Annotated in this window: 34 protein-coding genes; 12 read left to right on the forward strand and 22 right to left on the reverse strand. The window is 61.4% G+C overall.

What is annotated here, in order from left to right:
* Nucleotides 1-436 precede the first annotated feature (436 nt).
* The gene (locus tag ACKI2N_RS32030) at nt 437-622 is read left to right on the forward strand and encodes a hypothetical protein (protein WP_420998494.1); all 186 of its coding nucleotides are present in this window, start codon (nt 437-439) and stop codon (nt 620-622) included.
* Nucleotides 623-697: 75 nt separating this feature from the next.
* On the opposite strand, the gene ACKI2N_RS32035 is transcribed toward ACKI2N_RS32030, so the two are convergent.
* From ACKI2N_RS32035 to ACKI2N_RS32055, 5 genes are all read right to left on the reverse strand, one after another.
* Nucleotides 698-1,201 (reverse strand): SMI1/KNR4 family protein, encoded by a 504-nt coding sequence (locus tag ACKI2N_RS32035; protein WP_420998505.1) that lies wholly within the window; start codon nt 1,199-1,201, stop codon nt 698-700.
* Nucleotides 1,198-2,310: a hypothetical protein gene (locus ACKI2N_RS32040; protein ID WP_420998493.1), complete on the reverse strand. Its 1,113-nt coding sequence runs from the start codon at nt 2,308-2,310 to the stop codon at nt 1,198-1,200. The genes ACKI2N_RS32035 and ACKI2N_RS32040 overlap by 4 nt, the downstream gene beginning before the upstream one ends.
* Nucleotides 2,307-2,627: a plasmid mobilization protein gene (locus ACKI2N_RS32045; protein ID WP_420998492.1), complete on the reverse strand. Its 321-nt coding sequence runs from the start codon at nt 2,625-2,627 to the stop codon at nt 2,307-2,309. Before ACKI2N_RS32045 ends, ACKI2N_RS32040 begins: the two co-directional genes overlap by 4 nt.
* Before the next feature lie 449 nt (nt 2,628-3,076).
* On the reverse strand, nt 3,077-3,472 hold the full coding sequence (locus tag ACKI2N_RS32050) for a hypothetical protein (RefSeq protein WP_420998491.1): 396 nt from the start codon (nt 3,470-3,472) through the stop codon (nt 3,077-3,079).
* A gap of 8 nt (nt 3,473-3,480) precedes the next feature.
* Nucleotides 3,481-4,218 carry a DNA/RNA non-specific endonuclease gene (locus ACKI2N_RS32055; protein ID WP_420998490.1) on the reverse strand — a complete coding sequence of 246 codons (738 nt, stop codon included), beginning with the start codon at nt 4,216-4,218 and terminating at the stop codon, nt 3,481-3,483.
* A 351-nt stretch (nt 4,219-4,569) separates the two neighbouring features.
* Here ACKI2N_RS32055 and ACKI2N_RS32060 point away from each other — a divergent pair, with 351 nt between their 5' ends.
* Entirely contained in the window at nt 4,570-4,818 is a 249-nt protein-coding gene (locus ACKI2N_RS32060; protein WP_426990878.1) for a hypothetical protein, read from the forward strand.
* A gap of 76 nt (nt 4,819-4,894) precedes the next feature.
* On the opposite strand, the gene ACKI2N_RS32065 is transcribed toward ACKI2N_RS32060, so the two are convergent.
* The 9 genes from ACKI2N_RS32065 to ACKI2N_RS32105 all read right to left on the reverse strand — a co-directional run bounded on the left by ACKI2N_RS32065 (nt 4,895) and on the right by ACKI2N_RS32105 (nt 12,713).
* On the reverse strand, nt 4,895-5,182 hold the full coding sequence (locus ACKI2N_RS32065; RefSeq protein WP_420998562.1) for a hypothetical protein: 288 nt from the start codon (nt 5,180-5,182) through the stop codon (nt 4,895-4,897).
* A gap of 10 nt (nt 5,183-5,192) precedes the next feature.
* A complete protein-coding gene (locus ACKI2N_RS32070; RefSeq protein WP_426990879.1) occupies nt 5,193-6,377 on the reverse strand; it encodes a hypothetical protein in 1,185 nt (394 codons plus the stop codon).
* A 1,295-nt stretch (nt 6,378-7,672) separates the two neighbouring features.
* Nucleotides 7,673-8,290, reverse strand: coding sequence for a hypothetical protein (locus ACKI2N_RS32075; RefSeq protein WP_420998533.1), 618 nt, complete (start codon nt 8,288-8,290; stop codon nt 7,673-7,675).
* A gap of 74 nt (nt 8,291-8,364) precedes the next feature.
* A complete protein-coding gene (locus ACKI2N_RS32080; protein ID WP_420998532.1) occupies nt 8,365-8,916 on the reverse strand; it encodes a hypothetical protein in 552 nt (183 codons plus the stop codon).
* Between the two features lie 215 nt (nt 8,917-9,131).
* Complete coding sequence (locus tag ACKI2N_RS32085; RefSeq protein ID WP_420998531.1) at nt 9,132-9,281, reverse strand: hypothetical protein; 150 nt, start codon at nt 9,279-9,281, stop codon at nt 9,132-9,134.
* A gap of 440 nt (nt 9,282-9,721) precedes the next feature.
* On the reverse strand, nt 9,722-9,919 hold the full coding sequence (locus ACKI2N_RS32090) for a DUF4926 domain-containing protein (protein WP_420998530.1): 198 nt from the start codon (nt 9,917-9,919) through the stop codon (nt 9,722-9,724).
* A gap of 8 nt (nt 9,920-9,927) precedes the next feature.
* Nucleotides 9,928-10,884, reverse strand: coding sequence for a DUF6883 domain-containing protein (locus tag ACKI2N_RS32095; protein WP_420998529.1), 957 nt, complete (start codon nt 10,882-10,884; stop codon nt 9,928-9,930).
* Between the two features lie 148 nt (nt 10,885-11,032).
* Nucleotides 11,033-11,455, reverse strand: coding sequence for a hypothetical protein (locus ACKI2N_RS32100; RefSeq protein WP_426990880.1), 423 nt, complete (start codon nt 11,453-11,455; stop codon nt 11,033-11,035).
* Between the two features lie 142 nt (nt 11,456-11,597).
* Nucleotides 11,598-12,713 (reverse strand): hypothetical protein, encoded by a 1,116-nt coding sequence (locus tag ACKI2N_RS32105; RefSeq protein WP_420998528.1) that lies wholly within the window; start codon nt 12,711-12,713, stop codon nt 11,598-11,600.
* Between the two features lie 289 nt (nt 12,714-13,002).
* Here ACKI2N_RS32105 and ACKI2N_RS32110 point away from each other — a divergent pair, with 289 nt between their 5' ends.
* Nucleotides 13,003-13,464: an ATP-binding domain-containing protein gene (locus tag ACKI2N_RS32110; protein ID WP_420998527.1), complete on the forward strand. Its 462-nt coding sequence runs from the start codon at nt 13,003-13,005 to the stop codon at nt 13,462-13,464.
* A gap of 65 nt (nt 13,465-13,529) precedes the next feature.
* Here the strand turns inward: ACKI2N_RS32110 and ACKI2N_RS32115 are convergent, their stop codons facing one another.
* Nucleotides 13,530-13,727, reverse strand: coding sequence for a hypothetical protein (locus tag ACKI2N_RS32115; protein WP_420998525.1), 198 nt, complete (start codon nt 13,725-13,727; stop codon nt 13,530-13,532).
* Nucleotides 13,728-13,906: 179 nt separating this feature from the next.
* On the opposite strand from ACKI2N_RS32115, the gene ACKI2N_RS32120 reads away from it, so the two are divergent.
* Nucleotides 13,907-14,521 carry a hypothetical protein gene (locus tag ACKI2N_RS32120; protein ID WP_420998524.1) on the forward strand — a complete coding sequence of 205 codons (615 nt, stop codon included), beginning with the start codon at nt 13,907-13,909 and terminating at the stop codon, nt 14,519-14,521.
* The gene (locus ACKI2N_RS32125) at nt 14,518-14,805 is read left to right on the forward strand and encodes a hypothetical protein (RefSeq protein ID WP_081651423.1); all 288 of its coding nucleotides are present in this window, start codon (nt 14,518-14,520) and stop codon (nt 14,803-14,805) included. The genes ACKI2N_RS32120 and ACKI2N_RS32125 overlap by 4 nt, the downstream gene beginning before the upstream one ends.
* A gap of 1,010 nt (nt 14,806-15,815) precedes the next feature.
* Here ACKI2N_RS32125 and ACKI2N_RS32130 read toward each other — a convergent pair.
* Nucleotides 15,816-16,220 carry a CHC2 zinc finger domain-containing protein gene (locus tag ACKI2N_RS32130; RefSeq protein ID WP_420998522.1) on the reverse strand — a complete coding sequence of 135 codons (405 nt, stop codon included), beginning with the start codon at nt 16,218-16,220 and terminating at the stop codon, nt 15,816-15,818.
* A 116-nt stretch (nt 16,221-16,336) separates the two neighbouring features.
* Here ACKI2N_RS32130 and ACKI2N_RS32135 point away from each other — a divergent pair, with 116 nt between their 5' ends.
* Both ACKI2N_RS32135 and ACKI2N_RS32140 read left to right on the forward strand, forming a co-directional pair.
* Complete coding sequence (locus ACKI2N_RS32135; RefSeq protein ID WP_420998521.1) at nt 16,337-16,717, forward strand: helix-turn-helix domain-containing protein; 381 nt, start codon at nt 16,337-16,339, stop codon at nt 16,715-16,717.
* Nucleotides 16,718-17,200: 483 nt separating this feature from the next.
* Entirely contained in the window at nt 17,201-17,449 is a 249-nt protein-coding gene (locus ACKI2N_RS32140) for a hypothetical protein (RefSeq protein WP_426990878.1), read from the forward strand.
* A 76-nt stretch (nt 17,450-17,525) separates the two neighbouring features.
* On the opposite strand, the gene ACKI2N_RS32145 is transcribed toward ACKI2N_RS32140, so the two are convergent.
* The 6 genes from ACKI2N_RS32145 to ACKI2N_RS32170 form a co-directional block, all read right to left on the reverse strand.
* Nucleotides 17,526-17,813 carry a hypothetical protein gene (locus tag ACKI2N_RS32145; RefSeq protein WP_420998562.1) on the reverse strand — a complete coding sequence of 96 codons (288 nt, stop codon included), beginning with the start codon at nt 17,811-17,813 and terminating at the stop codon, nt 17,526-17,528.
* Nucleotides 17,814-17,823: 10 nt separating this feature from the next.
* A complete protein-coding gene (locus ACKI2N_RS32150) occupies nt 17,824-19,008 on the reverse strand; it encodes a hypothetical protein (RefSeq protein ID WP_426990879.1) in 1,185 nt (394 codons plus the stop codon).
* Between the two features lie 271 nt (nt 19,009-19,279).
* Entirely contained in the window at nt 19,280-19,594 is a 315-nt protein-coding gene (locus tag ACKI2N_RS32155; RefSeq protein ID WP_426990876.1) for a type II toxin-antitoxin system RelE/ParE family toxin, read from the reverse strand.
* Between the two features lie 3 nt (nt 19,595-19,597).
* On the reverse strand, nt 19,598-19,798 hold the full coding sequence (locus tag ACKI2N_RS32160) for a hypothetical protein (protein WP_253932921.1): 201 nt from the start codon (nt 19,796-19,798) through the stop codon (nt 19,598-19,600).
* 29 nt (nt 19,799-19,827) lie between these two features.
* Entirely contained in the window at nt 19,828-20,919 is a 1,092-nt protein-coding gene (xerC, locus tag ACKI2N_RS32165; protein WP_420997901.1) for a site-specific tyrosine recombinase XerC, read from the reverse strand.
* A 2-nt stretch (nt 20,920-20,921) separates the two neighbouring features.
* Entirely contained in the window at nt 20,922-23,963 is a 3,042-nt protein-coding gene (locus tag ACKI2N_RS32170) for a CHC2 zinc finger domain-containing protein (protein ID WP_420997902.1), read from the reverse strand.
* 115 nt (nt 23,964-24,078) lie between these two features.
* On the opposite strand from ACKI2N_RS32170, the gene ACKI2N_RS32175 reads away from it, so the two are divergent.
* The 5 genes from ACKI2N_RS32175 (at nt 24,079) to ACKI2N_RS32195 (ending at nt 26,727) form a co-directional block, all read left to right on the forward strand.
* A complete protein-coding gene (locus ACKI2N_RS32175) occupies nt 24,079-24,465 on the forward strand; it encodes a helix-turn-helix domain-containing protein (RefSeq protein WP_420997903.1) in 387 nt (128 codons plus the stop codon).
* A gap of 221 nt (nt 24,466-24,686) precedes the next feature.
* On the forward strand, nt 24,687-25,001 hold the full coding sequence (locus ACKI2N_RS32180) for a hypothetical protein (protein WP_420997904.1): 315 nt from the start codon (nt 24,687-24,689) through the stop codon (nt 24,999-25,001).
* Nucleotides 25,002-25,059: 58 nt separating this feature from the next.
* Nucleotides 25,060-25,287: a hypothetical protein gene (locus tag ACKI2N_RS32185; RefSeq protein WP_420997905.1), complete on the forward strand. Its 228-nt coding sequence runs from the start codon at nt 25,060-25,062 to the stop codon at nt 25,285-25,287.
* Nucleotides 25,284-25,808 (forward strand): hypothetical protein, encoded by a 525-nt coding sequence (locus ACKI2N_RS32190; protein ID WP_420997906.1) that lies wholly within the window; start codon nt 25,284-25,286, stop codon nt 25,806-25,808. The genes ACKI2N_RS32185 and ACKI2N_RS32190 overlap by 4 nt, the downstream gene beginning before the upstream one ends.
* Before the next feature lie 742 nt (nt 25,809-26,550).
* On the forward strand, nt 26,551-26,727 hold the full coding sequence (locus tag ACKI2N_RS32195) for a hypothetical protein (protein WP_420997908.1): 177 nt from the start codon (nt 26,551-26,553) through the stop codon (nt 26,725-26,727).
* The last annotated feature ends 38 nt before the right edge of the window (nt 26,728-26,765 follow it).

Raw genomic sequence — 26,765 nt, forward strand, 5'->3', positions numbered from 1 at the left:
CATACGAATCCCCAGGTTTCAGGCGGTCCGCGGGGACTCGTGTATGACGCAACAGCCCACCGGCAACGCATGGAATCGACCGCTAAGCCAGGACTGGCGCGGGTTTCAGGCTCCTCGAACGAGGTGCGTATGGTGTGTAGAGAGCTTAGGACCCAGATTGGCGACGGAATCGGACCGGGCTGAGGGCCTTTTACACCCCGCCAACGTCGCTAAAGAGCGTATCCCCATCCGGGTTGCAGGGCCAGCCATGTCCCACAACTGTCCCATTACTGTTACCTTTAAGTTGCCTTTCAGTACCCCTCAGGCCCGGACTGTTCTGCTGATGTTTAGAACAAGTTCTGTTTCTGTTTAGTTTTTGTTTAGTCGCCCTGCCATACTGCCACCCAAGTCGCTTCACCTGCTGTCAGACGAAGAACTGGAAGCCCTCTTTGCCGAGATGTTCAACGACGATGGCGAGGCCGCCCGCGAGCACGTTGCCCCGGGCAACCCGATCTACGTATCAACGCCGGACACGCCCAAGGGCACCGTCGAGAAGCGCTTCCCGGACGGCACCCGGCAGTTCGTGCGCTTTGACCTCCAGGGCGAGCATGCCGTCAGCGACATCATGCAGCCTGACGCATAACCACCCAGAAACGACAACGCCCGCACAAGGCAGGCGTTGGAGGAATTACTATTTACGATTCTTGACCTGGTTCGGTCAGGAGCCGCTTTCCTTGACCAGCCGTTGGTACTCCTGACGATTGTAGTCAACCATCGCAAGGAACCATTCATCAAATCCTGAGAAGACGTCAATAAGCTGACCCGCAATCCACAGCACCTGTCCCGGCGTCGCCGTATGAGGCCGGGCCATCACCATCACGTCGATGTCATCTGAAGAGACGGCGATCGGCAGCACATCTCGCTTGTCGAAGCCACAAAGAGTCTTCAGGGGCTCAAGCGATTCAATCAACGCAATGGCACGCATCGCGCGCGGACCGCCTTCGAGATCATCAACACCGAACACATCGATATGCTGCATGAAGGCCCGCCATCCGTTCGCATGCAACAGGAACTCCCTGTGCTGCAAGTCCAACGCATAGCCCATTCGTGTCTCGAGAGACTGCAACTGGTCCTCCGAGGCAGCAAGCTCAGGCAATGTGTTTTCCCAGAGATGGGCGACATCTACCTCAGCAATCTTTTGCTTAACAAGGTGGGCGATCACCAATTCCCGTTTCCAGTCCAACTTAGGTCCTTTTGGTAAATGAATCGTGTCGGCTTATATCCAATCGGATAATCCTGCGCCTGGCGCCCCAAGCTGGAATTGATGGAGAAGTCCATATCCAACCAGAAAGGAGCAACCGGCCTCCCCGTCCAAGTGGTATCTGGACCGTGGCCAACAACGCCAACGTACGGCTTACCTTCAGCTAGCGCCACCGCTCGCTCCTCGCGCGCGGCTGCGCTGGCCTCGACCCGCGTCGCCCCAGTCGTCGAGACCCGACCGGTGGGCGACATGTACCCCTCGTCGATCGATAGGTTAGCAATGGCAGCATATTGTCGGATCTGCCCCTCCTGAGCAAGCGTTGCACCGGCCACTGGATCTCGGAGAACAACTGGCCCAGACATCGAATTGCCGGAATTGGCAACCTCTTGGCGCAACAGATCAGCCTTCAGCAAGGCATACTGGTAAGCACTGTGTGCAGCATTTTCACCAGCGAACCCTACAGCACCATTACCACTGCCCGTTGATGCAGCAACCGTAAAATCAGGCGCCACCACATAACTTGGCCCAACCCCCGACCGGTACATCAACTCTTCGGCCTTGGCCCCGGCAAGCTGCATCGTACGCGACGCCGCGATGTCCTCTCCGGCTAGCCTTACGCCCATTGTAGCGGTACGCGCGAAGCTTGCTCCTGCATCCGCAACTCCTGCTACCGCCCCTTCTCCGCCAATGGCGAACGAAGCGATGCCCAATACATTCTGCGTGCGAATTGCCTGCGCACCAGCATAGTCTCCAGCCGCTTCCAACTGGTTGATCCGGTCCGTCTGCCAGGCACTCCTCGCCCCTTGCCCAATCTCGTCAAGGGACACGTTGCCCGTGGCCAAACGCAACCCAAAGCCTGCGACTGTGCTAGGGGTCACGCTCACGCGCTCGGCACCGCCGGTGAACACCGCCTGCAGTTGCTGCACCGCCAGCGACCAGGACAGCCCCAGGCCGCGCTGCCACACCGCCGCCCACAGCACCATGAAGTGGACGCCGGTCAGCACCAGCCACACCATGGCACGGTCCAGCACGATGAGCAGGCTACTGAGGAAGGGGTCGCGCGTGCTCATGCCTGGCCTCCTTGCTGCGCGGTCCGCTGGGCCAGTTGGGCACGCACACGCCCGAGGATTTGCGCGTCGCGCGCCGCCGCCAGCTCGCGCAGCAGCAACACGGCTTCCAGCGCCAGCGCGTCGTTCGTGGACCGCGCCGGCGCCGCCACCAGGCCACGCAGCGCCGCGAGCTCCGCCTGCAGGTCCAGCGTGCGGTGGACCGCCAGCACCTGCTCGCGCACGTACTCGCTCATGGTCTGCCCGGCCGCATCGGCGTGGCGGGCAATGCCGGCGTACTCGGCTGGCGCCACCCGCACCTTGATGAACTTGTTGCGCACGCCGGCCCGCGAAGCCGCGCCAGCACTGGGCGTGGTCGCTTTGTGGACCGCTGCGGCGGGGGACGGTCTACGCGCTAAGCCAGGCGTGGCGCGGGTTTCAGGCGCGTATGCGCCGCAATCGGAGATTGCAGGGGTGTGTATCTTCTCTGCAGGGCCCTGGAGGGCCGGTTTGGGGTCGAACATGGGTCGCTCCTGACGCGTGGGGATGCAAGGTGTAGCGAACCCGGTCCAGGACCCTTCAAGGGCGGACCGTGGCTCGGCAGACCCGCATGTGCAGGTCTACGTCAGGAGTAAGCGACTGGGGTTTAGCCTTTTACCGGAGACCGGCTCCTGGCAAGGCTCTCCGGGGAGATTTAGATGCCGCCGGCCAGGCGGCTGAGAGCGAACCCGGGGCCAGGAACGACAACGCCCGCGCGAGGCGGGCGTTGTCATTCCTTACAGCCATGGGCTTAGGGTTGAGAGTAATCAACCTTCGCGTCACCGAAGTACTTATGAACCACTACCGGCCGCCTATCAGAAACGTCTTCGACAGGGTCGATTTGGTCGGGATATTGAAGCTCAATGTTGAACTTCCCATCATCCACGACATAGCTCATAGCACGCCACTCCTTGTTGCCAGGAGTCGCTTTCCATGCCTCCCAAAGGGAGTAAACCAGCTGCTGGAGGTTCTCCGGGCAGAATCGAAACTGGACAGGTCCAGCGGCGGACTCATAGAACATATCTGCCGACACTGCGCCATCTTCCACTTCCGCATACAACAGAAGCTTTCCAGCCAGGCCCTTCGCTATCGCAATAGCGGCCAGACCAATATCCTGGTAGAGCTGTTCGACTGTAATTTCGCTCATGCTAGTCCTCATTGCCCCCCTGGTCGATTCATAAACGTCTTCCGATAGGGCACGTCGTCAATCTTATAAAACACATCAAGGGAACCCGGTCTTAGAGAAGGGCCGGTGTAACTCGGCTTGATATCGAAGTAAACCGACTTCCCAACATCCAGAGCCCTTTGCCAAGAATTCTCAAGAGACTTGTATGCCCCTCGATTGAAGTTCATGTCTTGTGCAAAGTGATTGAAGTCCTCCAGCGGGCCATCAAACCGGCGGCCAATGAAGTGACCGCCTTCATCGCCAGGCAACCGGTAGGAGCCGCCAGCGTTCAATTGAGCCTGGGGGCTTCTTCCCTGCGCCGGATTGCTGGAGAGCTCCCCTTCAATACGAGTTGCACGCCCCAAATCATCCAGAGAGTAAGTGTAGCCGTTGCGGGTTTCCACTCGCGGCGCACCGCCAACTCCACTTGTTACGCCTTCGTCTGGGGTTACCAAGCGCAAGTTTACCGCACCACGCTGGGACGCCAGCGGCCCGTACTGCGGCCCACCGATATCCTCGAAGGCCAGCCCGTAGCCGCCATACTTCTGTGCGACTGCACCGACAGCAAAGCCTGTTGCCGCGCCACCTGCCATCTGCGCCGCATCTCCATAGCGGCCCTCCATCAATGCACCCTTCGCGTCATAGGACAGCACACCAACCCCAGTGAGCGGGTTCGACTGCAGCAGCAGCCTCGTCTGCGATGCACCGTTCGCGTAGGCTTCGGCCACACCCCCAGGTTTGATGCGGGCTCGCGGGGCCTGGCGTGTTACGCAATGGCCCATCGGTCAGGCAAGGATTTGGCGCTAGCCCAAGCCCGGCGCGGGTCTCAGGCTCCTCGAACGAGGTGCGTATGGTGTGGAGACTAGGAAGGGGCAGGATTCGCGCGTAAATTGGCGCTCGCGGAGCCCCTCAACCACACCGACAACGCCGCTAAAGGGCGTATCCCACCAGGTTTGCAGCGCAGGCCATGTTCCCAAACAGTTCCCTTACTGTCCCGATAGTGTTCCCATCAAGTACCCAGCGGACGCTCAGAACTGTTCCCCTGATGTATCCAATGTGTTCCTTTTATGTTCCCCACCATGCAATCACGCACACCCATTGATGCGCTGTCGGACGACGAGATGGCGGCCTTCCTGGACGAGATCGTCCACGACGATGGTGCGGCCGCACGCGAGCACCTGGCCAACGGCAACCCGATCTACGTCTTTATGCCGGACACGCCCGCCGGCGCCATCGAGAAGCGCTTCCCGGATGGCTCGCGGCAATTTGTACGCTTCGACCTCAAGGGCGAGCATGCCGCGAGCGACATCATGCAGCCCGATGCATAGCCCTAGAAACACTAACGCCCGCGTCTCGCAGGCGTTGTCTCGACGCAAAGACCTAGGAGTCTTCTCGCCGAACATGTTATTCCGCTCGCTGCTTCAATCGGCTAATCCATTCGCCATTGCCCGCATCGAGCACGTCTTTGAGCGGCCAACCAGGAGCAGTTTCGATAGCATGCAAGAGGCTCCACGCGAGGCCAAAGCAGTCATCCGGCCCAAACAATCCGACTAATGCCCTGGCATCTTCATCTGACACCGGCTTTTCTAGCCGCGATAGGGCCTCCTGAATATTCTCAAGCACTTTAACGTCGGGGCTAACGATACTCGGCAACGGCCCGAGTTTTACTAAATCCCTAACTGCATCTTGCATCTTTTTCTCCCTATTGCTTGTTCATTAGATCAGGGAAGTTTGATCGATAGTAATCGGCTAGCTTTTTAAGGCCATCGTTATACCGAGATCCCCCGATGCCTCTGACGTCACGAATATCTCGCGCCAGCACATCGCGAAACGGCATGCTGGCCTCGTTCTGCGCAGTTATGGCCCCCTTATAGCCATATGTTCGCGTCAACATGTGCTCGGCTTCTGGAAGCACCAGCGCACCCCCATCCGCGCGACCAGTGAAACGCGCAGCTGCCTGAGGCATATGATGAGGGGTGAGTTGATCGCCCGTCACCGCTCTCGCCTCTAAATCACCGAATCTGCCAGCCTCACCCGGCTTGACAGGTACTCGTGAAGATAGCTTGTTTCTCCCGATTGACGCAACTTGCCCGACTGTCGGAGCCTTGGGCAGTTGATATCCACTTAGTGCAGAAGCACCCGCACCGAAAGCACTGGCAGCACTCGACGCATAGTAGGCATCCCAATCACTCCCGCCCATCGCATAGGTGAGCGCCGTGGTGATCGCGGGCAATGGACCGGCAAGCGTGTTGCTCAGTGCCGCAGCTGCTGGACTGGGCGTCGGGAACAACCGCTCGTTGTTGGCCACCCTCGCATCCGGGGAAGCCTCAAACGTGACATGACTCCAGGCGTTCCCAAACTCGCCTGCCGTCAGGGCATTACCGATCTCCTTGAACCTGTCATAGCTGCCGATCGACACCTTCGCATCATTTTCCGCTTGGAAGTTGTTCACCGCATCGGCCATGGTGAACATAGGCTTGCCGGTGTCTACAAGATTTGCACCTCCAAATACCCCGGTCAGGCCCTCAGTGCCGTTCAGCGTAGACGAATATCCGCCCCCGAGCCCCGTCACCGGATCCAGAATCGGCTCCAGGCGGCTGCCGTACTGATCTGTGATCACGCCCTGCAAAGTCCCGACGAATTTCGATGTCGGCGGCGCCCCATCACCCGCGAAGAGCATTGTGTCCCGCGACGCAAACGACGATGGCGAGTTGCCGGTGGCCGCGTCACCGAACACTGAAGCAAGCTGGTTGTAGTTGGCGTTGTCGTAGGCCCGTCCGTCGCTCGGCTGGAGGGCATCAGCAAACATCGACTGCTGGGGCATTGCGTAGGTCGGATTGACGCCCAGCGATACGCCAGTCAGCGGATCGACCGGACCATTCAGCATCTGCTGCTGCCAGTCCGGCAGGTCTGAGTCGCCGGCGCTCGAATTCTGCCCCTGGAGGCTGGCGCCGAGCGCATTGCCAAACGCAATAGGTCCGAGGCGAAGTCGTAACCCTATCGCCCGCTACGCCTTACAGGGCGCGGCTTTGCAGCGCGTGCTACGACGCAAAGGTGATGGTTTTGGGGCGGAGGCGCCGAAGTGCGGTTATGGGGCCACAGGGGCGTCCATTTGGCTTGAGACCCCGGGGTTCGCGACGGCATAAGCAGGAAAACGGGTATGGGCGTACCTGCTTGTGCAGCTGCAAGCTGGGATATCCGGTAGTTGTTGCCTCGTACTACCGGTAGTCAGCACATTGAGTCGGCCGCTCGCGTCGATATAGCCGCCTTGACCCGACGATTCTCCAGCCATCAACTGCAATCGGCAACCCTTGCGGCTGGGCATCGCACGCGCCCCCGCCAGCATCAGCAGCCACCGAAGACCGACCTGGATCTCAGCGTATTTGCAGCCAGCAGCATGCCCGCGCATTCCTTGTACCGTCCTGCGCGTTATTAACGGCTGCTACGAGCAGATTGTAGTCGCATCGCTATCAAAGCTCGACCCACTGTTTAGCTGTGCGGGTCGCTTTGCCGTACAGCGTGCCGCCCCAAGCAGAGCTCGACTGACTCGCCAAGCTTGAACCAATGGCGTTGCCAACATCATTAACTAGCAAATATAGTCCAGCCAACCTTCCGGATGTCTCCAGAAAAGGTGAATTTTCGGATAACACCGTCCTGCCTGAACCAAAGCTCCCCAAGCGAATTAACACTAGACGAGAGATGTAAAACGTCCATTAGTTGGCGAACAAAACTATCGAACTCGCCAGATCCGAGGATCAGCCGCACCACTTCCCTCAATTCTCTATCTTGGCACCTAATGGATCGATTTTCGACGTCAACCGAAATATTTATCGTCTCCGATCGAGACGAGATTAGGGAGCCTAAGAACAATTCGCACAACTTGAGTGCCCTGACCGAGGCTTCAGACAACGTTGAAGGCAATATGATGTCAATCGTATGCATATCAATTGCCACCCAACTGCTTCCAAGCACCTCGAAATGCTTGATCGGGCGTGACTAACTCCCAGGTCTCTCCGCATTTGACGCATCTATACATGCGCCCAAGAAACGCGCCTCCGGTCGGGCTCTTTCCTAAAAACACAAATTCCCCGTTGACGACGGCCGCGTTAAGCCGACCTTCAAACGCTTCATAGGCGGCCTCAGATGCGAAGCCACCCTTATGAATGGCACAACTTGCACAGGTCATGGGTTCAGCTTGAAAACGTTCTTCAGATCAAACGGCACTTCGTTAAGAAGAAATTGTGTCCAGCCCCCAGGCCCCGCCTCCGGATAGGAGTTGGTGTATGGCTCCCATCCAATCGAAGCCTTATTGCCCATCGGACGCGCCACGCTAAAGCCGTTCAGATCCGAAACTGGAACTTGAACCCTATAGGCTGGCACGCCCCATTCCGGGAGGATTTGGGCACCATGAGCCACCTCAGCGCTGGAAGTCGAATATTCGGTGGTGGTGTACCCGCGCAGTGTGCCGTATTGTACAGAATCGCTCAACCCCTTCTCCGACAGGTAGCGATACACGTACTGCTGATTATCAATCGCTTTACCGATTAACCGCTGATAGTTGGAGCCGGCCAGTTCATCAATGCGAGCGAGCCGCTGCGCTGACGTCATCTCGCCGTATTTCGAACTTAGGTAGGTGCTTCTGGCTCGTGCCTCATTGACGAGGGCGTCGCGTGCATTAGCACTAAGGGCTGCATCCGCCTTGGCAACCGCCGCCTCCGCTTTGGCGAAGGTTGTGCCTGCCATCAGCGGCAACGTCGCGATATTGATCACATTATCAATCCGCGCGTTGCGCTGCTGCATCGGATTAAGCGTCTGCATCGTCGCAAAGTTATAGCGCGATGGAGCAAAAGATGCCCAGAGACTACCGGCAGTATTTACCGCAGCCCCACCACCTTGCCGGTAGCCGTGTGCTGCATTACATGCTGCAGATTGGGGTCTCCCCAGAACCGCTCCCACCCCGAGGGCTCGATCGCTCGAATCTCCCCTGGTGGGCTGTTCTCGGCGTCAAACGCAGCCATTTCCTCTGGCGTCATGCGTGTGGCATTCACCGTCACCTTTCCGCCCGGCCCGTATTCGATCCACTGCTCCGCCTTCGCCGATACCGTCACGGCAGGCAAGGTAGCCTCTGCTGCTGTCGGAGTTGCTACCACGGGAACATCAGTAATGCGGCCAACGCGCAAACCGTCGGATCGGGTGTACTCGCTGTACTTCGGTTGACCGCTACCAAACTGTGAACGATCGCTTGTGTTGATGACCTCGCCACCAAAGGTATCGGCGTACCGATCGGCCTGGGTCCGAGGCTGGCCGATATCACTCCAAGTGAAACCGTTGCCACTGGCGGAGTCAGTTGCCTCACCTCCAATGAACATCCCGCTGACAGGCGTCTTGTCGAGGTAGCTAATGCTCGGCGCCTTGCCGCCGTACAAGGTGCCATCCCACGCACTGCTAGATTGGCCTGCTAGGCTCTGCCCCAGCGCATTGCCAAACGCAATAGGTCCGAGGCGAAGTCGTACCCCTATCGCCCGCTACGCCTTACGTGGCGCGGCTTTCCATCCCGTGCTACGGCCGCAGGAAGGCCGTTTCTGGAGTCAAGAGCCCCGAAGTGCGTTTTTGGGGCCGCAGGCGGCCAATGGGGAAGGGTTCAGAGGTCCGAGAGACCGGCCTCGCCGCCGTCTTCGGCTTCGTCGTTGGCCTCGTCCTCCAGCGCCTGCAGCAATGCCGCATCGGCGTGGCGGGCGATGCCGGCGTACTCGGCCGGCGCCACCCGCACCTTGATAAACTTGTTGCGCACGCCGGCCCGCGAAGCCGCGCCAGCACTGGGCGTGGTCGCTTTGTGGACCGCTGCGGCGGGGGTCGGTCTACGCGCCAAGCCAGGCGTGGCGCGGGTTTCAGGCGCGTATGCGCCGCAATCGGAGATTGCAGGGGTGTGTACTCTCTCTGCAGGGCCGGTAAGGGCCGGCTTGGGGTCGAACATGGGTCGCTCCTGACGCGTGGGGATGCAAGGTGTAGCGAGCCCGGTCCAACGCCTGTGGGCGCCGGCCGTGGCTCGGCAGACCCGCATGTGCAGGTCTACGTCAGGAGTAAGCGACTGGGGTTTAGCCTTTTACCGGAGACCGGCTCCTGGCAAGGCTTGGCGGGGAGTTTTAGATGCCGCCGGCCAGGCGGCTGAGGCATGGATAGAAACGACAACGCCCGCACGGGGCGGGCGTTGTCAACAGAACTCCTGTGCGCTCAGCTTTGGAGTGCAATTTGTGTCGGAAGCAGAGCCACTTGCGCAGTGGTATCCCCATGCTCGTCGCAGAATTCGACCTCATAGGCCTCGGTGGGGTCGTCATATTCCATAACAACAACGCCTACCGCTCCCTTTGAGAGCAAGTGTTCGGGAAGGTCCACCAGCAATTGGACCGTATCGTTGACTTTAAGGTTCATACTGGTCCTCATTTGACGAATATGGTTGTGAGTTCAGGAACATTCGAGCCAGGTTTATAAATCCAGCCACTCCTAAAAGTACCATTGCCAATCGGGCCCGTAACTGGGATGTCAACCGTAAAGCGCGAGCCGAATTGGTCCACTTTCCCGGCAATCGGCGTATTGCTCATCACTCCTTGCCGCAATTGCTGCATCAGGTCTTCAGCATTGGATTTGGTGAAGCCCATAGCTGACTCGAACACACGCGCCTTGTTACCGCCGACTGGGTGTTCGGGATTCAATGCGTACTCAGTCAGTTTTCGAGGGTCTATTACAGCGCGATTGGCGCCAAGCAGGGAATAAGAACCTTCAATCAGTTCAGGGGCCGCTGCCCCTCCGGGAACAGCGAGCGGGCGCACAGTTCCCATGCCAAAGACGGAGCCTACGGCCATCGCGGCATTGGCAAAGGATTTCGCACCATATACTGCGGCACCACGATAATCGCCAGCGGCCAGACTGTTCAACGCCATATCTGCGTCCTTGGCTCCAACCATGTCATAGCCAAACTGCTTGGTGCTATCCCAGGCTTCTCGCGCGACCTTGCCTGCCTGAACACCGGCAGAAGGATTCAGCCCCTCCATTACACCGAGGTACCCACCCGAGAACGCCCGTTTGAAGTCGCTAATCTGACCATCCAGGTCGGGTTCGACCCGAGCATTCACAATCGGCAGCGAGCCTCCTATCACCGAGTCCCTGCCATCAACAACGCCACGCCCAATGACCGGGGCGCTCGACCAGTGCTCATCAGTGAAGGCACGAGTCCCCTCGAACATCCCCACCGTCTGGGTAATCCCCAGACCGCTCTCGAATGCACTGGTTCGGCCCGATAGGCCACCGCCATCCGCAAAGATGCCGGTCAAGCCATCGGTGGTATCGAGCGCGCGATACGGCGAACTGGTGCCGTTGACCAGCAGCGCGCCACCCACCAACTGGCTGTCCGGAAGGCCACCACCCGCTTGGGCCAGCGCCTGCTCCTGAGTGGTTCTCCCGCTGCTAGAGCTAGAGTTGCTGGCAAGGCTACTACCGAGCGCATTGCCAAACGCAATGGGTTACTCAGCAGCTGCACCAGCCAAACTACGCTACCAGGTTGCGCCAGAAGCCCAAGTCGTGGCCTTGAACCCCCAAACGGATACTTTGAGCCAAATCATCAGAGGCATTTCCTCGGCCACGGCATAGAAATGCTGTTCCTACGCCGCGCACGAACCTCTCGAAGTCTGCCGCGATCTGTACCGCCTTTTCCCAACCGAGTTCCGGGTCCATTGCGTAGACTGCTTCCGTATCAATATCTAGCAAAATTGCGAACGGGTCTGAGTTGGCAACCATTAGCAAGTTCTTGGGCCTCGCACCTGCTCCCCACCAGTGAACGTCCTCGTTCAGACTCAGTAACTCCCTCCCATAATCCCCTGAGCCACAAAACGCGATTGGTCCAATGGTCAACCTACCAAAGTCAAAGCGAGCAAGCATCTGACAGAATTTCTCGGGGAGTTTCACGGACATTCGCGACTCACACTCCACAATGGATTCCCTGGAGAGTCCAGGCTCCAGCAATCTATAGCCCGACAGCATTGGCTCCAGTGGAACAAACTCGTTATCAAGTCCGTGCCGAATCTCGTCAAACGACAATAATGTCATCTATACCTCACTTGGTGTGCCAAATACCGCCTGAACCCACGTGAGTTCTTCCAGGTACCGGTATCGTGTATCGGCCAAAATCAACGTGGTGGTGAACAAGCACATCCCCCACATAAGCGCCATGTTCAGGAAATGCGTCAATCCAAGTCTGGTCGATTCGCGGGGATACCTTCAGGCGGTCAAAGTTCTCAATCAAATATTTGTTCCCAGGGCTAATGGTCCCAGGATTCTGTTCAATCCATTGCCCCCAAAACTGTCCGGCATCACGCGGGAAACCTTGGGCGTTGTATCCCGCTGGCTCCTTGAAGCTTAGCGAGTCGAGCGAGAACTGCGGGTCCGGTCGGCCAGGAGAGCGTGGGTCAAACCTGGTCACATAAGGGGCTTCGGCAGTGAACGTTTCAGCGGCAATCGTACCGTGCGCACTCTCCGGAGTCACCAAGCGCAAGTTTACCGCGCCGCGCTGCCCCGCCAGCGGCCCATACTGCGGCCCACCGATATCCTCGATGGTCAGCCCGTAGCCGCCATACTTCTGTGCGACTGCACCGACAGCAAATCCCGTCGCCGCGCCACCCGCCATCTGCGCCACATCTCCATAGCGACCCTCCATCAACGCACCCGTCGCGTCGTAGGACTGCACGCCAACCCCGGTGAGGGGATTCGACTGCAGCAGCAGCCTCGTCTGCGATGCACCATTCGCGTAGGCTTCAGCCACGCCGCTCTTCATCTCCGGGAACCACTTCGGCTCGTTTTCAACCCGGATGAGCTCGTTGTAACCGACCGACGCCGCTGCCAGTGCCACGTCGCGCGCCTGCAGGACGGGCTGCACGAACAGGTCCTTGGCTGTGTTCACTACACCTTCGCCAAAGCGCGTCGCCAGGTCAACCGCATTTTCGTTGGCGCGCACCGTAACAGACTGGAACGACCCACCGATTCCGTGACCATCCGCGTCCAGCCCGTACACCGGAGCCGTGACAACGTTAGCGAAGGCACGAGCGCCGTTGACCATGCCCGCAGTCTGCACGACACCCAGCCCGGCATCGAAGACGCTGGTCCGGCTGGACAAGCCATTGTCTGCAAAGGTGCCGGTCAGGCCGTCGGTATTGTCAATCGCGCGATACGGCAAGCCGGTGCCGTTGGGCGCGAGTTCTACGGCGAGCGCTCGGACTTCGAGCTGTCCGCGTGCAGCGAGTTCGTGCGGGCGACTGTGCTGCCGCAGCTCGGCGGCTTTCCTGGGCGCTCGATGCCGGCATCGCAGCTCGCCGCTGAACTACGGGCGTGGCTGTTGGCCGCGCTACTCAGGCCCAAGCCTGTGCTCTGCTATGACTCCCACTACGATTACGCGCTCGTCACCCACTTGCTCGGGGGACCGTTGCCACGCGGATGGAAGCACGAGAACGTGTTTCTGAGGATCAATGCCGAACACTTCGCGCAGTACATCGCTGTGCATGGCGGTGATCGAGCGCGACATGGCGGTGGGAGACCGGGTGCGGGTCAGCGCCAACAATTATGGGCTGGGCTTCGTCAATGGTGAGTTCGGCACGGTGTCGGCGCTGACGCCGCAGGCGCTCACGCTGACAAAAGAATCGGGTACGCAGGTGGTGCTGGAGCTGCGCCGGCCATTGCACCTGGAGCACGGTTACTGCACCACGGTGCACAGCGCGCAGGGCCAGACCTGCGAGCGGGTGATGATAGATGCGGAGGTGAAAAGCGCGATGGCCAACGAGAGCCTGTACTACGTGGCCATCAGCCGGGCGAGGAGCGAGGTGCAGCTGTACACCGATGACCGCAGCCTGCTCGTGGGGGCGATGAGCCGGGTGGATGCGAAGGCGGCCGCGCTGGACCTGGAGCGGCCCCGTGAGGGGATGGGTCTTTAGATTAAAAGAAAAAAGCGCCCCCAGGCCCCGCGATGCGGGGCCTTTGCGTTAGCGGCTAACGGGCGTTAGCGAGCGTGCTGGGCCAGCACGGTCTCGAGCATCTGCGAGACGAACTTCTGCTGGGCCTTGGGGAGTTGGCTGATAGCGTCCATCTGCTGCTGCAGGCGCGAGGCCGGGCCGCGCTTGCCGTGGTGGCTGGACGTGGCCTCTCCGACCAACTCCGCCACCGTGACGGTCAGTTCCTGCGCCAGGGTGGTCAGCATCGAGGCCGGTAGCGGTCCTGGCCGGATCAATAGAGCAAACGCAGCTTGCGGCAAATCCGAACACGCCAAATGCTCAGCTTGTCGCGTACTCGCGCGCGAACCCGGGCGACGCAAATCTGGCCCAACAGATCTGGAATTCGCCGGAGGTACAGCAAGTTCTGAGCCATACGGCGACTGGAATGCTGCTCAAGGGGGCGGTGGATACGGTAGGCGATATGGTTGGCGGTTACAGCGGGTACAATCCCGTTGCTAACCAGTACTACGGCCCCGGAGAGCAGCAGGGCGCGATGTGGCGAACTGTAAGCACCCTAGGTTTGACTGCTGTGCCAGAGATTCAGGGCGTCTTCGGCAAAACTGCAGGCCAGACTACCGATGTTGCGGGCCTGTTCCGGCGCACAGAAAACGTCGGCGACTTTGCTGACTTGAAGGTTCCGATGCAGATGCGGTATGTCGAACAAGCCGCAGAAGATGGAGGGGTCGGCCTGCAAGGTGTTAAGGTGCGCATCGTTCGCGACCCTGATTTGATTGGGAAGAATCTCTACGGGTACACTCACCCCAATGGTTCGATTGACCTTTACCCCGATGCCTTCACCGATACGGAACAGCTAGTGAAGACGCTCGGTCATGAGCGTACCCACACCATGCAGATTGACATATTTGGTCACCCGAACACCTATGGCGACGGGACTATGCGGCAACTGATGCTCAATGAGAACGCTGCCCATGGAATTGAGAATAGCTTCTGGCAGTACTACCCTCAAAACAACTCTGGCAAGTTGGAGCAGTTCCGATGAATGCAAGCGCCCTGACATACTTGGATTGGGTCAAAGCCCTTCCTTCGAACGACGATGAGTACGCTTCAACAAAGTGTCCATGCTGCGGCTCCATCGGAATTCGTCGTCAGTACTTTGGCTTCGAGGATGGGGACTTCGGATGGAAGCTTGTGTGGTGCGATGCCTGCAAGCAAGGGATTCAATTGTCCAGGGTCAAACTTCCTGCTGACGAGTTTGTGCTGCGAGGTGAGGTCGCCCAAAAGGAATTCCTGTCGCAGCACAAAGACTTGAAGCTCGCCGTATGATCAGCTGGCGGCTTTGGCGAATTGATGGGAGGTGTAAGGGAGATACCTCCTGCTGCATAGGCTAAATATTTGAGCAAAATCTGGCCCGACTACGCAAGAGCGGCCTGGCGGCATCGACCTTCTTCTCATTGACCAGCACGTGGATACTGCGCGCTAGCGAACTGCCGGGTGCCGTCCGGGAAGCGCTTCTCGACGGTGCCCTTGGGCGTGTCCGGCGTGATGACGTAGATCGGGTTGCCCCGGGGCAAGGTGCTCGCGAGCGGCCTCGCCATCGTCGTTGAACATCTCGGCCAGGAGCGTCTCCAGTTCATCGTCCGACAGCAGGTGAAGGGGCTTGGGTGGCAGCATGGCAGGGCAACTAAACAAAAACTAAACAGTAACGGAACTTGTTCAGAACACCAGCAGAACAGTCCCGGGTGCGGGGGAACTGAAAGGCAACTTAAAAGTAACAGTAATGGGGCAGTTGTGGGACATAGCCTGCCCTGCAAACCGGATGCGATACGCTCTTTAGCTGTGTCGGTGGCCTGGAAAAGGCGCCCTCAACCCGGTCCGATTCCGTCGCAAATCCTGATCCTAAGCTCTCTACACACCATACGCACCTCGTTCGAGGAGCCCTGAAGCCCGCGCCGGGCTTGGGGTATCGGTCAGATCCCTGCCTTTACGTAACACACGAGTCCCCGCGCACCCGCCTGAAACCTGGGGATTCGTGTGTTACGAGTCCCGTTTGGTGAGCGGGCTGCTGCTGCAACCCGACTCAGCCCTGGCAACGAAGCACGCGCAATCGCCCCCCAATTCTGACAACAGATCACACGTGGAATACTGCTGGCTCGCGTCTGGTCTGCCGCAAAGCTACTGCAGATGCGCCGCAGATTTACCTCGGATTTACAGCCCTGCCAGGGAACGGTAGAGGGCAGGGAACGGTAGAGGGCAGGATGCCAGGTAGCTATCTCACGATAGCTACCTGATCCTGGTTCGCTAGGTCGCTACGCGCCCGTCGCAGACACTCAGGGCTACGCCCCGAGACCCTGGGTTAGGATGGCTGGTATGGCCTCACCTGAAAGCGAAGGCGTTCGCGCGGGCGTCGTGCAGCGCGTGATGCTCACCGCGTACACCGCCACGTTGGGCATCAGGGCCGGACGCCATTCCACCGCCTGGCCGTCCTCGCGCTGCAGCGTCACCCCCTTGTGCTTCATGACCCAATCAATCGGGCCACCGCCCACCTGGCAGCCGAAGCAGTGCCACAGGTTCTTGCCCGGGCTCACCACCAGCGACGGCTCGCGGTCCTCGTGGAACGGGCACAGTGCTAGCCAGTCCTTGCCCGACTTTTGCAATGCCACCCCCGAGCCCTCCACCAGCCGCTGCACCGAGATCTCACGCTTGAGCCGCTCCAGTTCGGTATCGGGGATTCGGGGCATACATCGGTCCTTCGGCTAAAAACCTGTCAAGGGGGGGATCTAAAAATAACTACGTTGCAGAGTACTCTGTTTACGAGTACTGTCAAGCGCATTCAAGCAAACCGGGGGGTATTGTCGTGACTCTCATCACCTCACTCATCGCACACGTGAAGGTCAAGGACGAACAATTTTTCAGGGAACTGGGCGCGCGCATCGCGCAGGCCCGCAAGGCCCGCGGCCTCACCCAGGTGCAACTGTCCGAGCGACTCGGCATTGCCCAGCAAACGCTCGCCCATTACGAGGGCGGGCGCCTGCGCCTGCCCGTGGCTGCACTGCTCGCACTCGCCCAGGAACTGCAGGTCAGCGTCACCGAGTTGATCGGCGAAGCCGCCACCCTCCCCCACAAGCCCGGCCCCGTCTCGCGCCTGCAGCAGCAGGTCGAGCAGATCAGTCGCCTGCCTCGCGCCAAGCAGAAGCTCGCCTCCGACCTGCTCGATACGGTGCTCGCCCAGCACTGAACGCCGCGCTCCTCAGCGGCTAATGCAAAGGCCCCGCATCGCGGGGCCTGGGGGAGCTATTTTTCTTTTTATCTAAAGACCTACCAACACAGGCTTTGCACGCGCCTCGGCCACAACGGCTCATCACACATGAATCCTAGGCTCCAGGCGGGTTCGCGGGGGCTAGCGTGTTACGTAATGACCCATCGGCAAGGCAACGATTTGGCGCTATCCCAAGCTGGGCGCAGGTTGCAGGCTCCTCGAACGAGGTGCGTATGGTGTGGAGACTAGGAAGGGGCAGGATTCGCGCGTAAATTGGCGCTCGCGGAGCCCCTCAACCACACCGACAACGCCGCTAAAGGGCGTATCCCACCAGGTTTGCAGCGCAGGCCATGTTCCCAAACAGTTCCCTTACTGTCCCGATAGTGTTCCCATCAAGTACCCAGCGGACGCTCAGAACTGTTCCCCTGATGTACCCAATGTGTTCCTTTTATGTTCCCCACCATGCAATCACGCACACCCATTGATGCGCTGTCGGACGACGAGATGGCGGCCTTCCTGGACGAGATCGTCCACGACGATGGTGCGGCCGCACGCGAGCACCTGGCCAACGGCAACCCGATCTACGTCTTTATGCCGGACACGCCCGCCGGCGCCATCGAGAAGCGCTTCCCGGATGGCTCGCGGCAATTTGTACGCTTCGACCTCAAGGGCGAGCATGCCGCGAGCGACATCATGCAGCCCGATGCATAGCCCTAGAAACACTAACGCCCGCGTCTCGCAGGCGTTGTCTCGACGCAAAGACCTAGGAGTCTTCTCGCCGAACATGTTATTCCGCTCGCTGCTTCAATCGGCTAATCCATTCGCCATTGCCCGCATCGAGCACGTCTTTGAGCGGCCAACCAGGAGCAGTTTCGATAGCATGCAAGAGGCTCCACGCGAGGCCAAAGCAGTCATCCGGCCCAAACAATCCGACTAATGCCCTGGCATCTTCATCTGACACCGGCTTTTCTAGCCGCGATAGGGCCTCCTGAATATTCTCAAGCACTTTAACGTCGGGGCTAACGATACTCGGCAACGGCCCGAGTTTTACTAAATCCCTAACTGCATCTTGCATCTTTTTCTCCCTATTGCTTGTTCATTAGATCAGGGAAGTTTGATCGATAGTAATCGGCTAGCTTTTTAAGGCCATCGTTATACCGAGATCCCCCGATGCCTCTGACGTCACGAATATCTCGCGCCAGCACATCGCGAAACGGCATGCTGGCCTCGTTCTGCGCAGTTATGGCCCCCTTATAGCCATATGTTCGCGTCAACATGTGCTCGGCTTCTGGAAGCACCAGCGCACCCCCATCCGCGCGACCAGTGAAACGCGCAGCTGCCTGAGGCATATGATGAGGGGTGAGTTGATCGCCCGTCACCGCTCTCGCCTCTAAATCACCGAATCTGCCAGCCTCACCCGGCTTGACAGGTACTCGTGAAGATAGCTTGTTTCTCCCGATTGACGCAACTTGCCCGACTGTCGGAGCCTTGGGCAGTTGATATCCACTTAGTGCAGAAGCACCCGCACCGAAAGCACTGGCAGCACTCGACGCATAGTAGGCATCCCAATCACTCCCGCCCATTGCATAGGTGAGCGCCGTGGTGATCGCGGGCAATGGACCGGCAAGCGTGTTGCTCAGTGCCGCAGCTGCTGGACTGGGCGTCGGGAACAACCGCTCGTTGTTGGCCACCCTCGCATCCGGGGAAGCCTCAAACGTGACATGACTCCAGGCGTTCCCAAACTCGCCTGCCGTCAGGGCATTACCGATCTCCTTGAACCTGTCATAGCTGCCGATCGACACCTTCGCATCATTTTCCGCTTGGAAGTTGTTCACCGCATCGGCCATGGTGAACATAGGCTTGCCGGTGTCTACAAGATTTGCACCTCCAAATACCCCGGTCAGGCCCTCAGTGCCGTTCAGCGTAGACGAATATCCGCCCCCGAGCCCCGTCACCGGATCCAGAATCGGCTCCAGGCGGCTGCCGTACTGATCTGTGATCACGCCCTGCAAAGTCCCGACGAATTTCGATGTCGGCGGCGCCCCATCACCCGCGAAGAGCATTGTGTCCCGCGACGCAAACGACGATGGCGAGTTGCCGGTGGCCGCGTCACCGAACACTGAAGCAAGCTGGTTGTAGTTGGCGTTGTCGTAGGCCCGTCCGTCGCTCGGCTGGAGGGCATCAGCAAACATCGACTGCTGGGGCATTGCGTAGGTCGGATTGACGCCCAGCGATACGCCAGTCAGCGGATCGACCGGACCATTCAGCATCTGCTGCTGCCAGTCCGGCAGGTCTGAGTCGCCGGCGCTCGAATTCTGCCCCTGGAGGCTGGCGCCGAGCGCATTGCCAAACGCAATAGGTCCGAGGCGAAGTCGTAACCCTATCGCCCGCTACGCCTTAGCGGGCGCGCCTTTCCAGGCCGTGATACGACCGCAGGAAGGCCGTTTCTTGGGTCAGAAGCCCCGAAGTGCGTTTTTGGGGCCGCAGGCGGCCAAGCGAGGAGGGTTCAGCGGTCGGCGGCGCGAACGGCCGTGGCCAGGCTCAATGCGCAATCAGGCTTGCCACGATGTCCCGGCGCTCATGCAGGACACGCAGTACGTCCAGCATGTCACCGTTCACCCGATAGAACACCAGGAAGGGGAAGCGGTCGAGGGACCAGACGCGCAGAGAGTCACCCGGCAGGAAGTGAGCATAACGGCGGGAGCCAACGCTGGGATGCTCGGCCAGGAAGGCCAGCGCGCTCAGGAACTCGTCGGTGAAGGCCTCACCGAGGCCTGGCGCGGCATCGTTATACCAATCTTGGGCCGCGTTGGCATCCTTCCGCGCGGAAGGGCGAAGCCGCAGGTGAAGCGCCACGATTCAGCGCTTGCCGTTTTGCAGGCGCGCGCGGAACTCGACAGCGAAGTCGGCCACACTCTCGTAGTCCGTGCCCGGGCCGCTATTGAGCCCTTCCACGATGAGTTCGTACAGGCGGCGCTCAGCCTCGTTCTGCGGACCGACAGCATCGGCATCGCGCGGCATCAGGTACTTCTGCGAGGTGGGCGGAGTGAGGTGGGCCATGCCAGGATTGTAGCAAGGAAGCAGCCATCCTACTCGTCGGCTTCGTCCTCCAGCGCCTCCCACAGCACATCACGAGCCTCTGGTGTTGTACAGCCCTGGGCCTCGCCGCCAACCTCCCGCCGCTTCGCCCCGGGGTGCGTGGCCGCGTGCACCTGCTGCAGCTGGCGGATGGCCACCTGCGTGTATATCTGCGTGGTCGAGAGTTCCGCGTGCCCGAGCATCGCCTGTATAAAACGGATGTCCGCGCCGTTTTCCAGCATCAGCGTCGCCATCGAGTGCCTGAACAGATGGCAGCCCCCGTGCTTGCCCAACTCCGCCCGCTCCACGTACTGCGCCACCACCGTCGAGAGCCACACCGGGTTGAGCGCCCTGCCCTCGCTACCCAGCAGCAGCGTCGGCTCGGCCAGGTTCCACGCCAGCAGCGGCCGCGCCCGGTCCAGGTACTGCTGCACCCAGTGCAGCGCGCGCTCGCCCAGCGGCAACAACCGGTCGCGGCGCCCCTTGCCCTCGCGGATGAGCACCACGCAGCGTTCGGCGTCGATGTCGCCCAGCTCCAGGTGCGCCACCTCCATGCGGCGCATCCCCGTGGCATACAGCAGCTCCATCAGCGCCCGGTCACGCAGGCCCAGCGGCGTGCCGGTGTCGGCCAGCGCCAGCACCTGCTCGACCTCGCGCGCCGTCAGCACGCTGCGCGGCAGGCGCCGGATGCGCCGGGGCAAGTCCAGGTCGGCCGCCGGGTTGGCCGGGATGGCGCCCGTGCGCGTGAGCCATTTGAACCAGCCCCGCAACGGCACCAGCTTGCTGCGCTGGCTGGCCACCGACAGCGGCGCGCCATCCCGCTTGCGGTAGTGGTACAGCCAGCGCTGGTAACGCTCCAGCACCGGGCGGCTCACGTGCTGCGGATGGGTGATGGCGCGCTCGTGCGCCCAGGCAATAAAGTCGCGCAGATAGCGCTCGACGCCGTACAGCCCTTGCTCGGTGCTGCCAATCGTCGCCCGGTGCGCCAGGTAGCGGCGCATCGCCGCGTACAGCCCGGTCGCGTCGCGCGGGTCGCCCACCGGCTGCGCGAAGCGCTGGCGCGGGCTGGCCTGGGACCGTTCAGAAGCGCGGCCGGTGCGCAAGGTCAGGCGGCTGAGGGTATGACCGGAGACACGCTCTCGTGCCGGAACAGCGCTTCTCGACCATCGGCGCCGTTGCGGCTGGCCGCCGCGTCGTCCAGGCCGCGCCGCACCTGACCTGGTGGGCTATCCGAGGGCGTGCGACCGAGGGCCGACCGGGCACCGACCTGCCCCCGACCGGAGGCCGACCGCTTCGCCTTTGGCCCCGACCGGTCGGGGTCGTACTGCTGTCCGCCGTCATCCCGCAAGCTCTCGACCTCGCGCAGCCCGCACAGGTGCGCACGCTCGCCGTCGCCGTCATAGACCAGCTCATAGGTGTGGCTCAGCCCCCGCCGGTGCACGGCCAGGAACTCCATCTCCACCAGGCGCGCCAGATGCACCTTGAGCTGGGTGTCGCCCCAGTGCACCGCCTCGCGCAATTCCCGGCGCGTGAAGCGGAAGTCGGCCAGGGCAATGCCCAGGGCACGGCATCGTTCACTCACCCACTCCCGCAGCAGCGTCAGCAGCTTGCGCGTCTGCGGCGGCAGCTCGTCCAGCGTGCGCCCCAGGACCTCGTGCGCCACCTCGTTGGCCAGCGCAATGTCCTGGCGCGTCACCTCGATGTAGGCCAGCGTCTGGCCCCGGTGTTCCACGTGCTTGAAGGCCCGCTGATGCTGGTGCAGCAGCGCAATGGCGCGGATGAGGCTCAGGTATTTGGTATGGTCGCGCCGCGTGCGCGTCTGGTGGTCGCCGAAGCTCAGTTGCTGGGCGTAGGGGTTCACCACGTGCACGGGCTTGAGCAGGCGCTGCGCGTTGCGGTGCAGCTCAATGAGCGCGCTGCGATTGGTCTCGGCCAGCAGGCCATCCAGGGTCTGCCGGTGACGCTGGCGCGCATGGATGGCGCGGGTCTGCTCGCGGCTCTCGTTGACGGTGAGCACCAGGCAGCGGTTGAGCAGCTCCTCGTCCACGTCGATGGCCGTGGTGGTGAGCATCAGCATCACCGGGCCTTGCACCCGGTACTGCTTGGTCACCAAGTTGCCGGTGGTCTCGTCCTTGCCGGTGCTGGCGATGGTGAGCTGGCCATCGGACTGCAGCAGCTTGAGCGCGTAGGCGGCCTGGCGCACGCCCTCCTCTTCGGCAATGGCCAGTATCTTGTGCTGCAGGTCGGTCTCGCCCAGGTAGAACAGGCTCTGCCCCGTCATCGCGCTGTACTGGATGCGCTCCTCCGGCGGCATCATCGCCAGCACGGCCTCCATCAGGCTGCTCTTGCCAGCCGCGCTGGAACTCTGGATGAGCACGGCCAGCGGCGTGTCGAGCTTGCGGCTGGTGGCCGCCAGATACCCCGCCAGCAGGTTGGTGGCTTCGCCCACCACGCCGCAGGCCTGCAGGTCAGCAGCAATGCGCTCGCACAGGTTCGGCACGCGCAGCAGCGCCAGGGCTTCGGCCTCCTCGTCGGCACTGAGCACCGGCACCGCGCTCTTGGGCACCTGCGTGGCGTGCAAGGCCTCGTCCTGCAGCGTTTCCAGACGCAGCAACAGGTGTCCGAGGTCGCGCTTGAGCGCGTCCTCGGGCAAGCCCAGCTCGGCGCTGGCCTGCCGCAGGAAGGCCGCGCGGGCGCGCGCCGCATACAGGTCCAGCGTGTCGACGTGGTAGCCCCCGGCGGCCTCTGCCGTTCCCTCCTGGCGCACCTGCAGGTTCACCCGCATCTGCTCCGGGCTCAGGTTCTTGCGCCAGCCGCGCACCCGCCACTGGCAGGCCCCCAGATGCAGGGTCAGCTCGTCGCCCTGGACATCGTCGGCCAGCGCCGGCAGGGCCGTGTCGGTGGTCGGCGCGGGCACAGCAGCGGCTAAGACAGAAGGCTCGGGCGTCAGGACTGGCCCGGGTTGGATAGTTTTTTCTTCAGCCGCCGGGGTCAGGTTTTCCGGGGCTTCGCAGACCTCGGGCGCTCGGCCTACCCAGCGCGCCTGGCGCAGCACCAGCGCGAGCGCCTGCGGCGCCGGCTGCAGCTTGCGCGCGTATTCGTTCACGTCCATGCCACGCGGCAACTGCACCCGCAACACCTCCAGGCCCGCGGCCAGCAAGCGCTCGCCCAGCCGCTCGGCGCCCCGCTCGCCCGCCTCGTCGCGGTCATAGGCAATGAACACGCGCACGATGCCGCTGGCCTGCACCGTGGCCAGCATGTCGTCGCTGAAGCCCTCGACCCCATAGGCGGCGGTCACATTGGTGTAGCCGTGCACCCAGAAGGTCAGCGCGTCGATGAGCGCCTCGCACACGATAAGCTCGCGCGCCCCAGCCTCGGTGCGCGCGCCGGCCTCGATGACGCCAGCCAGGTTGAACAGCCCGCGATGCGGCCCCGGCAGGTACAGGTGCTTGGGCGTGCCCGGGCGCAGGTCGTCGCGCAGCTTGCGCCCGTACACCTCGACCGCCTGCCCCTCGCCATCCAGCACAGGGATGACCAGCGAGCCATTGAAGTGCTCATGGCCCGATTCGCGCAGGATGCCAATGCGCTGCAGCCGCGTGCGCAACTCGGCCCCGGCCACGCGGTTCTTGAGCGGCAGGCGCAGGCCCAGCGTGCGGTTCGCATAGCCCAACTGGAAGCGTTCCACCACCTCGGGGTGCGACAGGCCGCGCGCCGCCAGGTAGGCCAGCGCCTCGGGCGACTGCTTCAGGGTCTCGTGGTAGTAGCCCACCACCTGGTCCAGCAGCGCCTGGTCGTCGGCGTCCGGCGTCACCGGCGGCGGCAGGCTGCGCACCGTGGCGCGCCCGCTCCCCACCCCAGCGGCTAAGGCAGGGTCGGCACGCAGCAGCTCCACCGCGTGGCGGAACGACACCCCCTTGTGCTTCATGACCCAATCAATCGGGCCGCCGCCCACCTGGCAGCCGAAGCAGTGCCACAGGTTCTTGCCCGGGCTCACCACCAGCGACGGCTCGCGGTCTTCGTGGAAGGGGCACAGCCCCAGCCAGTCCTTGCCCGACTTTTGCAGCGCCACCCCCGAGCCCTCCACCAGCCGCTGCACCGAGATCTCCGTCTTCAGCCGCTCCAGTTCGGTATCGGGGATTCGTGGCATACATCCGTCCTTCGGCTAAAAACCTGTCAAGAGGGTTATCTAAAAATAACTACGTTGCAGAGTACTCTGTTTACGAGTACTGTCAAGCGCATTCAGGCAAACCGGGGGTATCGTCATGACTCTTATCACCTCACTCATCGCAGACGTGAAGGTCAAGGACGAACAACTTTTCAGGGAACTGGGTGCGCGCATCGCGCAGGCCCGCAAGGCCCGTGGCCTCACCCAGGTGCAACTGTCCGAGCGACTCGGCATCGCCCAGCAAACGCTCGCCCATTACGAGGGCGGTCGTCTGCGCCTGCCCGTGGCCGCTCTGCTCGCGCTCGCCCAGGAGTTGCAGGTCAGCGTCACCGAGTTGATCGGCGAAGCCGCCAGCCTCCCCCACAAGCCTGGCCCCGTCTCGCGCCTGCAGCAGCAGGTCGAGCAGATCAGTCGCCTGCCGCGCTCAAAGCAGAAGCTCGCTTCCGATCTGCTCGATACGGTGCTCGCGCAAGCCCCGCACTGAACGCCACACCCTTAGCAGCTAAGGGAAGTGCCCTATCACCCCCAGCCACGGCTAGGGGGTTGGGGGCGGCTTTTTTCTTTAGATATAAAGTCCTACCCCTGCATTGACCACGCAGGCTTCATCCGCGTACCCGTTTCTTTTCGCACTGCCGGCAGTCTCACCGGCCGTCTCCGTGCCTCCGCCGGGGACGGCTTTGGCCACCGGCAACAGGAAGCAACAAGATGCCAACGAATCGTGAACACAACAACCTCTGCGGAACCATGCTGATGATGAGCGGGCAACTCGCGCCCCGCCCCGAGGTCGAGGCCGTCGAGTCGGAGCTGCAAGCCAACGGCTACGCCGCCGTGCCGAGCTGGCGCAACGACGGCCGATGGGAGCTTTGGACGCGCGAGGTGCTGACCATCACGCCCGACGCCGGCAAGGCCGCCGCACCTGACCGCCTGCACATCACCAGCGGCCCCAGCGAGATCTTTGCTACCCGTGATGAAGCCCTCGCCGCCGGCCGCGCCTGGCACGACACGCAGCAACGGCCCTGACCTGTAATCGGTAGCAGACATTACGCCCGCTCTCGGTCGGGCTGGCTTGGAGGAAGCCATGGACACCCCCCGCAACGATGACACGGACCCCATGTATGAACTGTTCGGTCCGCCCCTGCGCCGCGAGCGCAAGCTGCAGTGCTTGACGCTCTACGCCCCGTGGACACGGATGTACCACCTCTACCGGCTCGGCCTGGCCGGCCTGACGCCGATTCGCACCATCGGTCCGCTCAAACCGGACGACGCCAAGGACATCGAGCAGTGGTATCGGGAGGACGCGGCATGACCCGCGATGAGCTGGTGGCTACCGCCAGCAGTGCCGACAGCATGACGCGCAGCGGCCCGCGCAGCCCGTGGAAGACACGCTACTTCATCGACACCGAGTTCACTGACTTCAAGGACAGTCAGCTCATCAGTGTGGCGATTGTGAGTGAGGATGGGCGCGAGTTCTACGGCGAGCGCTCGGACTTCGAGCTGTCCGCGTGCAGCGAGTTCGTGCGGGCGACTGTGCTGCCGCAGCTCGGCGGCTTTCCTGGGCGCTCGATGCCGGCATCGCAGCTCGCCGCTGAACTACGGGCGTGGCTGTTGGCCGCGCCACTCAGGCCCAAGCCTGTGCTCTGCTATGACTCCCACTACGATTACGCGCTCGTCACCCACTTGCTCGGGGGACCGTTGCCACGCGGATGGAAGCACGAGAACGTGTTTCTGAGGATCAATGCCGAACACTTCGCGCAGTACATCGCCGTGCATGGCGGGAAGCACCATGCGCTGCACGATGCCCGCGCGAACGCCTTCGCTTTCAGGTGAGGCCGTACCAGCCATCCTTCACCCAGGGTCTCGGGGCGTAGCCCTGAGTGTCTGCGACGGGCGCGTAGCGACCTAGCGAACAAGGATCAGGTCACTATCGTGAGATAGCGACCTGGCATCCTGCCCTTTACCGTTGTGCACCCGTGCTGCGAATCTGTGGCAGATTCGCGGTAGATCTGCGGTGGTCTGTAAGTGGTTTCCGGCCGTCTACGGAGTAAAGTGATCGCGAATTAGCCGAGGAACCCACGTAGAGCCGCTACAGCACCGAGTCACCTTGGCGGCAGTGTCATTGAGGACGGCCGGCGCCAGCTCGTGCGGTTCGATCTGACCGGGGAACATATCGTCGGTGACAACGTGTAATCGGAAGCTGCAGACTGACACACGGTCTGACCGCGTTGCTCGCGCTCACCGCGCCCATGAGCGATGAAGCTGCCGCGAATGACGCGTGTCATCCCACGGCAATTCGTCTATTTCGGGCCGCTAGGGCTCCGGTGGCCCAGCATGCCGGCCAACACACTCCAGGCCCGCCTCAGGGCCTCAGGAACCAATTGGTAGCATTTGTTATCACACCGCAAAGCCTTGTCCTGCAAGGCTTTGCCAACAAATCACCGCCGCCTGACCCGTTCGACGCAAAGCGCATTGCTATATCACCCGCAACGCCAATGCTGGCGTGGGTTCTAGGCTGTTTTGCACGCGTTTTGATACGTGCGTAATGTGTCTCACTCTACAAAGGGAAACTGCGATGTCCGACCATGACGAACAAATGCACAATTCGGAGGCCGTGCCCGCCGGCCAACCGCACGACGAATTGTACTCAAGCACTGCCGAGTGGCTCCGCCGCGCGATGGCCGGATTCAAGCAAATGCACGAGAGCGAGGACGTGCGCCGCGAGGTGGCTAAGAGGATTTTTAGTGGCTGAGTCCCGCGACGGAGACTGCCCGCAGGGCGTAAATCGGA

The organism is Cupriavidus sp. 30B13 (genome assembly GCF_049059565.2).
In the GTDB taxonomy this organism is placed as follows: Bacteria; Pseudomonadota; Gammaproteobacteria; order Burkholderiales; family Burkholderiaceae; genus Cupriavidus.

Excerpts from the sequence above, each read along its gene's own strand:
- ACKI2N_RS32030 (WP_420998494.1), top strand. The coding sequence starts at position 437 with ATGTTCAACGACGATGGCGAGGCCGCCCGCGAGCACGTTGCCCCGGGC.
- ACKI2N_RS32040 (WP_420998493.1), bottom strand. The coding sequence starts at position 2,310 with ATGAGCACGCGCGACCCCTTCCTCAGTAGCCTGCTCATCGTGCTGGAC.
- ACKI2N_RS32050 (WP_420998491.1), bottom strand. The coding sequence starts at position 3,472 with ATGAGCGAAATTACAGTCGAACAGCTCTACCAGGATATTGGTCTGGCC.
- ACKI2N_RS32060 (WP_426990878.1), top strand. The coding sequence starts at position 4,570 with ATGCAATCACGCACACCCATTGATGCGCTGTCGGACGACGAGATGGCG.
- ACKI2N_RS32065 (WP_420998562.1), bottom strand. The coding sequence starts at position 5,182 with ATGCAAGATGCAGTTAGGGATTTAGTAAAACTCGGGCCGTTGCCGAGT.
- ACKI2N_RS32070 (WP_426990879.1), bottom strand. The coding sequence starts at position 6,377 with ATGCTGAATGGTCCGGTCGATCCGCTGACTGGCGTATCGCTGGGCGTC.
- ACKI2N_RS32075 (WP_420998533.1), bottom strand. The coding sequence starts at position 8,290 with ATGCAGCAGCGCAACGCGCGGATTGATAATGTGATCAATATCGCGACG.
- ACKI2N_RS32090 (WP_420998530.1), bottom strand. The coding sequence starts at position 9,919 with ATGAACCTTAAAGTCAACGATACGGTCCAATTGCTGGTGGACCTTCCC.
- ACKI2N_RS32100 (WP_426990880.1), bottom strand. The coding sequence starts at position 11,455 with ATGTCCGTGAAACTCCCCGAGAAATTCTGTCAGATGCTTGCTCGCTTT.
- ACKI2N_RS32110 (WP_420998527.1), top strand. The coding sequence starts at position 13,003 with ATGCCGAACACTTCGCGCAGTACATCGCTGTGCATGGCGGTGATCGAG.
- ACKI2N_RS32115 (WP_420998525.1), bottom strand. The coding sequence starts at position 13,727 with ATGCTGACCACCCTGGCGCAGGAACTGACCGTCACGGTGGCGGAGTTG.
- ACKI2N_RS32120 (WP_420998524.1), top strand. The coding sequence starts at position 13,907 with ATGCTGCTCAAGGGGGCGGTGGATACGGTAGGCGATATGGTTGGCGGT.
- ACKI2N_RS32125 (WP_081651423.1), top strand. The coding sequence starts at position 14,518 with ATGAATGCAAGCGCCCTGACATACTTGGATTGGGTCAAAGCCCTTCCT.
- ACKI2N_RS32130 (WP_420998522.1), bottom strand. The coding sequence starts at position 16,220 with ATGCCCCGAATCCCCGATACCGAACTGGAGCGGCTCAAGCGTGAGATC.
- ACKI2N_RS32140 (WP_426990878.1), top strand. The coding sequence starts at position 17,201 with ATGCAATCACGCACACCCATTGATGCGCTGTCGGACGACGAGATGGCG.
- ACKI2N_RS32145 (WP_420998562.1), bottom strand. The coding sequence starts at position 17,813 with ATGCAAGATGCAGTTAGGGATTTAGTAAAACTCGGGCCGTTGCCGAGT.
- ACKI2N_RS32150 (WP_426990879.1), bottom strand. The coding sequence starts at position 19,008 with ATGCTGAATGGTCCGGTCGATCCGCTGACTGGCGTATCGCTGGGCGTC.
- ACKI2N_RS32160 (WP_253932921.1), bottom strand. The coding sequence starts at position 19,798 with ATGGCCCACCTCACTCCGCCCACCTCGCAGAAGTACCTGATGCCGCGC.
- ACKI2N_RS32170 (WP_420997902.1), bottom strand. The coding sequence starts at position 23,963 with ATGCCACGAATCCCCGATACCGAACTGGAGCGGCTGAAGACGGAGATC.
- ACKI2N_RS32175 (WP_420997903.1), top strand. The coding sequence starts at position 24,079 with ATGACTCTTATCACCTCACTCATCGCAGACGTGAAGGTCAAGGACGAA.
- ACKI2N_RS32180 (WP_420997904.1), top strand. The coding sequence starts at position 24,687 with ATGCCAACGAATCGTGAACACAACAACCTCTGCGGAACCATGCTGATG.
- ACKI2N_RS32185 (WP_420997905.1), top strand. The coding sequence starts at position 25,060 with ATGGACACCCCCCGCAACGATGACACGGACCCCATGTATGAACTGTTC.
- ACKI2N_RS32190 (WP_420997906.1), top strand. The coding sequence starts at position 25,284 with ATGACCCGCGATGAGCTGGTGGCTACCGCCAGCAGTGCCGACAGCATG.
- ACKI2N_RS32195 (WP_420997908.1), top strand. The coding sequence starts at position 26,551 with ATGTCCGACCATGACGAACAAATGCACAATTCGGAGGCCGTGCCCGCC.